The 6,050-nt window shown below is 68.8% G+C and carries 6 protein-coding genes; 4 read left to right on the top strand and 2 right to left on the bottom strand.

All coding sequences use genetic code 11. The annotated features are described in order from the left end of the window. Positions 1-80: 80 nt before the first annotated feature. Both QM806_RS35170 and QM806_RS35165 read right to left on the bottom strand, forming a co-directional pair. On the bottom strand, positions 81-893 hold the full coding sequence (locus QM806_RS35170; RefSeq protein WP_005568265.1) for an enoyl-CoA hydratase-related protein: 813 nt from the start codon (positions 891-893) through the stop codon (positions 81-83). Next, the gene (locus QM806_RS35165) at positions 890-1,708 is read right to left on the bottom strand and encodes an SDR family oxidoreductase (RefSeq protein WP_005264555.1); all 819 of its coding nucleotides are present in this window, start codon (positions 1,706-1,708) and stop codon (positions 890-892) included. The genes QM806_RS35170 and QM806_RS35165 overlap by 4 nt, the downstream gene beginning before the upstream one ends. A gap of 162 nt (positions 1,709-1,870) precedes the next feature. Between QM806_RS35165 and QM806_RS35160 the strand changes: the two genes are divergently transcribed. The 4 genes from QM806_RS35160 to QM806_RS35145 all read left to right on the top strand — a co-directional run bounded on the left by QM806_RS35160 (position 1,871) and on the right by QM806_RS35145 (position 6,012). Then, positions 1,871-2,350 carry a MaoC family dehydratase gene (locus tag QM806_RS35160; protein WP_005264564.1) on the top strand — a complete coding sequence of 160 codons (480 nt, stop codon included), beginning with the start codon at positions 1,871-1,873 and terminating at the stop codon, positions 2,348-2,350. Positions 2,351-2,403: 53 nt separating this feature from the next. Beyond that, on the top strand, positions 2,404-3,924 hold the full coding sequence (locus tag QM806_RS35155; protein ID WP_005264565.1) for an AMP-binding protein: 1,521 nt from the start codon (positions 2,404-2,406) through the stop codon (positions 3,922-3,924). Between the two features lie 5 nt (positions 3,925-3,929). Further along, positions 3,930-4,943: an NADP-dependent oxidoreductase gene (locus QM806_RS35150; protein WP_037207579.1), complete on the top strand. Its 1,014-nt coding sequence runs from the start codon at positions 3,930-3,932 to the stop codon at positions 4,941-4,943. A gap of 85 nt (positions 4,944-5,028) precedes the next feature. Then, positions 5,029-6,012 (top strand): quinone oxidoreductase family protein, encoded by a 984-nt coding sequence (locus tag QM806_RS35145; protein ID WP_005568267.1) that lies wholly within the window; start codon positions 5,029-5,031, stop codon positions 6,010-6,012. Positions 6,013-6,050 lie beyond the last annotated feature (38 nt).

Below are 6,050 nucleotides of genomic sequence, written 5' to 3'. Positions count from 1 at the left end.
ACACCGCCTCCGCCGGATACACATGCGAATCCATGAACTCCAGCAGATCGATCTGCAACTGCTGGGCGCGATCCGAGATGTCAAACAGGGACATGGGAACTCCTGACGGGTAGTGAGGGAAACGTGGGTGTGCGCTTGTCGAGGTGACTCTGTACGCCCTCGACGAGATCGGCCCCGCGGAACGCCTGCAACATCAGGCCTTCCGCTCGGGCCACGGACTCGGCGTAGGTGCCGTCCGCATCGTTCTGTAATTGGTCCTTGATGACGGCCATCGACGTCGGGGAGCAGTGCGTCGCCAGCTGTTCGGCATAGGCGACCGCGGCGTCGACGACCGAACCGTCCGGCACGAGGTGGTCGACGAGTCCGATGCGCAACGCCTCCTCGGCATCGACCATGCGGCTCGACAGCAGCAGGTCGGTGGCGCGGCTGCGTCCCACGAGCCGGGGCAGCAGCCAGGAGATGCCGTATTCGGCGATCAGTCCCCGCTTGGCGAAGGCGGTCGTGAACCGGGCGGACGCCGAGGCGAACCGGACGTCGCAGTAGAGGGCTTCCACCATTCCGAGACCGGCGGCGACCCCGTTGATCGCCCCGATCAGCGGTTTGCGCAGTGTTGCGGGAAGATCGCGGGGGCGCGGCCGGAGGAGGTCCGCTTCGGAGACGTCACCGACGGCCTGCAGGCGTCCGAGGTCGGCGCCGGCGCAGAACCCGCGCCCGGCTCCGGTCACGACGATCGCGCGGACGTCCGGGTCGTCCTCGGCGTCGCCGAGCAGCGTGAAGTACCGGTCCTCGAGGTCGTCGGTCCAGGCGTTCAGCTTGTCCGGCCGGTTGAACGTCAGCACCAGGACCGGTCCGCGCCGCTCGGCGAGGACCAGGTCTGCGTGCTCGGGGGTCACGCGTGCTCCAGCAGCGAACTCTGGTAGCGGCGCATCCCGCGCAGCCAGCGGTCGTAGTCGGATCCCTTCTGCCGGTACATGGTGAGGACGCTCTCGTGGGGCAGGATCAGGAACGTCTCCCGGTCCACGGCGTCGAGCACGATGTCGGCGACCTGCTCGGGCTGCAGCACGTCGCCTGCCGAGACGACGGCGCGGGTGGCCGCGACGCCGAGTGGATCACCCGAGTTCTCGCCGGAGCGCATCAACTTCGTCTCGACGCCCATCGGACAGAGGCAGCTGACGCGAACTCCGTTGTCCCCATACGTGACCGACAGCCATTCGGAGAACGCGACGGCCGCGTGCTTGGTGACCGCGTAGGTGGCCGAACCGATTTGAGTGAGGAGCCCGGCCGCGGACGCGGTCGACACGAAGTACCCCTCGCCCCGCTCGACCCACTTCGGCACGAGTTGCCGGGCGGCGCGGATGTGGGCGCGGACGTTGACGTCGATCGCGAGATCCCAGCCGGCGTCGTCGGCATCGAGGCCGGGCGCTCCCGCGATGCCGGCGTTGGCGAAGTAGAGATCGACCGGGCCGAACTCGGTCTCCGCGCGATCGATGATGCGGCGGATCTGATCGGCGTCCGCGACGTCGGCGCCTTCGGCGACGGCCGTTCCGGGGTGACGTGCGTTGATTCCGTCCGCAACCGCGGCGGCGGCGTTCGGGTCGAGATCGGCGACCAGCACCTTGGCGCCCTGGTCGGCGAGACGGTCCGCGATCGCCCCGCCGATTCCGCCTCCACCGCCGGTCACGATGGCGACCTTCTGTGCAACCTTCACGAGGTGTCCTCTCCTTCGCCGTGCGTTGTGACTCGCGTCTCTCTTTTGTATAGTTGAATCCGTCGTCAAGTTCAAGTGTCGGAGTTCGGCGAACACCTCGAAGTTCGATGCAGCCAACGTGACACATCCAGGCCCCGCACCACCCGGAATTGAGGGAGACAGATGACCGACACCACCGCACTGCCCGTTCGCCCCGCGAGCTTCGACGAGCTCACGGCGTTGATCGGCAAGGAGCTGGGCCCCACCGACTGGCACGACGTCACCCAGGAACGAGTCAACGCCTTCGCCGACGCGACCGGCGACCACCAGTGGATCCACATCGATCCCGAGCGCGCCGCCGCCAGCCCACTCGGCGGCACCATCGCGCACGGGCTGTACAGCCTGTCTCTCGGACCGGCACTGTCGGCGACCCTGCTGCGGTTCGACGGTTTCGCCCACAGCCTGAACTACGGCTACAACAAGGTCCGTTTCCCCGCGCCGGTGCCGGTGGGTTCACGCATCCGGATGCGCGCCACCGTGCAGTCCGCGGAACAGGTCGGGGGCGGCATCCAGGTGACGATGAGTCAGATCGTCGAGCGTGAGGGCTCCGACAAGCCGGTGGTCGTGTCCGAGTCCGTCGCCCGCGTCGTAGAGGCCGGATAACCGCCCGTGCCGTCGAGGCCGGAAAACCCTGTACCGCGTCGGAGGTTGACGACATGGCAAATGTGATCGATCCGGTGTCCCGCCACGCGGACGCCACTCCCGGCAACATCGCACTACGGGGTGCGGACAGCACCCTGACCTACGGACAGTTGCGCGACGCGAGCACCCGATATGCGGGAGCACTCACCGAAGCGGGCCTGTCCCCCGGCGACAGAATTCTCCTGGCCGCACCCTCCGTGCCCGAGTTCGTGGTGGCGTATCTGGGAATTCAGGCGGCGGGGTGCGTCGTGGTCCCGGTGAACACGATGTCCACCCGGCCCGAGACCGAGTACGTTCTCACCGACGCCGGCGCCGCGCTCGCCGTCGTGTGGCACGAACTCGGCCCCGCGATCGGCGACGCCGCGTCCGCGTTGGACATCCCCGTCTGGACGCTCGCACCCGACGCCGCGGCATCGGACGCCGAGCCGGTTCCCGTCGCCGAGCGGGACCGCGACGACACCGCCGCCATCCTCTACACGTCCGGCACCACCGGGCGGCCGAAGGGCGCGGAGCTGACGGTCGGGAACCTGCTGTCCGGAGGTGAGATCGGCGCCGAATGCAGTCGCGGTTCGACCGACGACCGGACGGGCACGGGGCTTCCGCTGTTCCACGTCTTCGGCCAGGCCTCGGTCATGATGGCGACGTTCACGGGCGGCGGGTCGCTGTCGCTGCTGGCCCGGTTCGACCCGGCCGCGATGCTCGCTCTCCTCCGACGCGACCGCCTCACGATCATGGCCGGGGTGCCGACGATGTGGAACGCGATGCTCCACGCCGCGGACGGCGCCGACTCGCAGGACTTCACGCAACTGCGCATTGCCATCTCCGGGGGCGCGTCGCTGCCGGGCGAAGTGGCCCGCGAATTCGAGTCCCGCTTCGGGTGCACCATCCTCGAGGGATACGGGCTCACCGAGACCACCGCGTTCGGCACGTTCAACGACATCGACCGCGGCGGAAAGATCGGCTTCACCGGACGCGCGGTTCCCCGGCTGGAGGTCCAGGTACGGGACCACGACAACACCGCCTGCCCTCCCGGCAGCGTCGGCGAGGTGTTCGTGAAGGGGGCGACCGTGATGAAGGGTTACTGGAACCGGCCGTCCGACACCGCGGCCGTCCTGGACTCGGACGGCTGGCTGCGCACGGGGGATCTGGGCGAGATCGATGCGGACGGGGATCTGCGCATCGTCGACCGGGTCAAGGACCTCATCATCCGCGGCGGCTACAACGTGTACCCGAGCGAAGTCGAGGAGGTGTTGTACACACATCCCGACATCCTCGAGGCCGCCGTCGTGGGTGTTCCCGACGATCACTACGGCGAGGAGGTGGCCGCGGTCGTGGCCACCGTCCCCGGTTCCGGTCTGGACGGCGGCGAACTGACCAGCTGGGCGCGGGAACGACTGTCCGCATACAAGATTCCCCGGATCGTCGCGATCGTCGATTCCCTCCCGAAGGGGTCGACCGGAAAGATCCTCAAGCGGTCGATCGACCGGACCGCACTGAAGAACGACGCACTGACCGCAGAAGTACCCGAAAGGTGAACACCGTGACATCCGTGAACAGGCAGGTCCGACTGGCGAAGCGTCCGGTCGGCCGTCCCGACGACTCCACCTGGGAGATCACGTCGGAACCGATCCCCGAACCCGCGGACGGCGAATTCACCGTGAAGGTGGACTACGTGTCCCTCGATCCCGCGATGCGCGGGTGGCTCGACGACGTGAAGTCGTACGTGCCGCCGGTGGCGATCGGTGAGGTGATGCGCACCCACGCCGTCGGCCGGGTGGTGGCGTCGAAGAACGCGAAGTTCCCGGAGGGACAGCTCGTCTCCGGACAGTTCGGCGTGCAGGAGTTCGCGCTCTCCGACGGCCGCGGCGCACTCGCCGTCGACGAGTCGCTCGCCCCGGCGCCGACGTGGCTGGGCGCGCTCGGGTTCCCGGGGATGACCGCCTACTTCGGCCTCACCGACATCGGCAAGCTGGAGAAGGGCGACACCGTGCTCATCTCGGGGGCGGCCGGAGCGGTCGGGAGTATCGCCGGGCAGATCGCGAAGTTGAAGGGCGCCACGGTGATCGGCATCGCCGGCGGCCCGGAGAAGTGCGCGTGGCTGACGGAGGAGCTGGGTTTCGACGCGGCGATCGACTACAAGTCCGAATCGGTCGGCAAGGCCCTGCGCGCCGCCGCACCGGACGGAATCGACATCTACTTCGACAACGTCGGCGGCGAGATCCTCGACGCCGCACTGGCCCGGCTCCGCAAGAACGCCCGGGTCGCGCTGTGCGGCGCGATCTCCGGATACAACGCCACCGACCCGCAGCCCGGCCCGTCCCGGTACCTGTCGCTACTGGTCAACCGGGCGTCGATGACGGGGTTCATCGTGTTCGACTACCTCGACCGGTTCCCCGAGGGCATGGACGCGATGTCGGAGTGGATCCGCGCCGGCGAGATCGTGACCCGCGAACAGGTCGAGACCGGGGGCGTCGAGGCCTTCGGCCGCACACTCAATCTGCTGTTCGACGGCGCCAACACCGGCAAGCTCGTGCTGGAGATCGGCAACCACTGACAGCACGCTCGGAGGGCTCGTCGCGGCCGTCACCGTACTACGGTGGCGGCCGTACCCGTGCGACGACGAGATGACGAGGTAGGCCATGCGCGCGATCACCATTTCACGTTTCGGCGAAGTAGACGTCCTCGAGACGGCCGAGCTCGCCGTTCCGGAGCCGGGGCCCGGCCAGGTGAGTATCGACGTCTCGCACGCCGCGGTCGGGTTGGCGGACGTCCTCATGCGTCGTGGTGAGTTCGGCGGGACACCACCGATCGTGCCCGGCCTCGAGGTGGCGGGAACAGTGCGGGAAGTCGGTGCCGGCGTGCATCATCTGCGGGCCGGCCAGCCTGTCGTGACGCTCTCTCGCCCGACCGCGGGCGGCTATGCGGAGGTATCGGTGGCCGATGCGGCCATCACGATCCCGCTCGATTCCGTGGACCCTCGCCTCGATCCGGCCGAGGCGGTGGCGCTGGTCCCGAACACCACTACGGCGCTGCTGTCGCTGGAACTCGCGGGCAATGTCGGTCCGGGAAGCCAGGTGCTGATCCACGGCGCCGCAGGAGCCCTGTCGGGCATCACCGCGCAGGTGGCCCGTCGGCTCGGCGCCGCGCAGGTGCTGGGCACGGTTCGGTCTGCCCGACGTGCCGCGGAGGCCGAGCGGTACGGATACGACCTGGTGGTGTCGAGCAACGGATTTCGCAGCGCCCTGTCGGACGCGGGCATCGATTCGGTGGACATCGTCGTGGACCCGGTCGGCGGCCGGTTGCGTGCCGAGAGCCTCGAGGTGCTCGCGCCGCTGGGCCGGCTTCTCGCCGTGGGCAATGCGAGCGGAGAGGACGACGTGCGAGTCGGTGCCAACGAGTTGTGGCTCGCCAACCGCGCCGTCCTGGGTTTCAACGTCGGCGGACTGCTGATGCAGGATCCGACCGCCGCGGAGGCCGCCGCGCGCCGCGCGATCGAGTGGGTGGCCGCGGGCACGGCGAGCATGCCGCACACCACGCTGCCGCTGGCGCAGGCCGCCGAGGCGCACCGCCTGCTCGAATCCGGGGACTGCGAAGGCCGGATCGTGCTGACGGTGCCGAACTGACGGCTGTGGGGTGGCTGGGTCCCAGCCACCCCACGTCG

Origin of the sequence: Rhodococcus sp. IEGM 1351 (genome assembly GCF_030056875.1) — a bacterium.
GTDB lineage: Bacteria > Actinomycetota > Actinomycetes > Mycobacteriales > Mycobacteriaceae > Rhodococcus_F > Rhodococcus_F opacus.
This window is presented reverse-complemented; position numbering and strand designations above follow the sequence as displayed.

What these genes read in the sequence shown, in the direction of transcription:
- QM806_RS35155 (WP_005264565.1), top strand. Translation starts at nt 2,404, where the DNA reads ATGGCAAATGTGATCGATCCGGTGTCCCGCCACGCGGACGCCACTCCC.
- QM806_RS35160 (WP_005264564.1), top strand. Translation starts at nt 1,871, where the DNA reads ATGACCGACACCACCGCACTGCCCGTTCGCCCCGCGAGCTTCGACGAG.
- QM806_RS35145 (WP_005568267.1), top strand. Translation starts at nt 5,029, where the DNA reads ATGCGCGCGATCACCATTTCACGTTTCGGCGAAGTAGACGTCCTCGAG.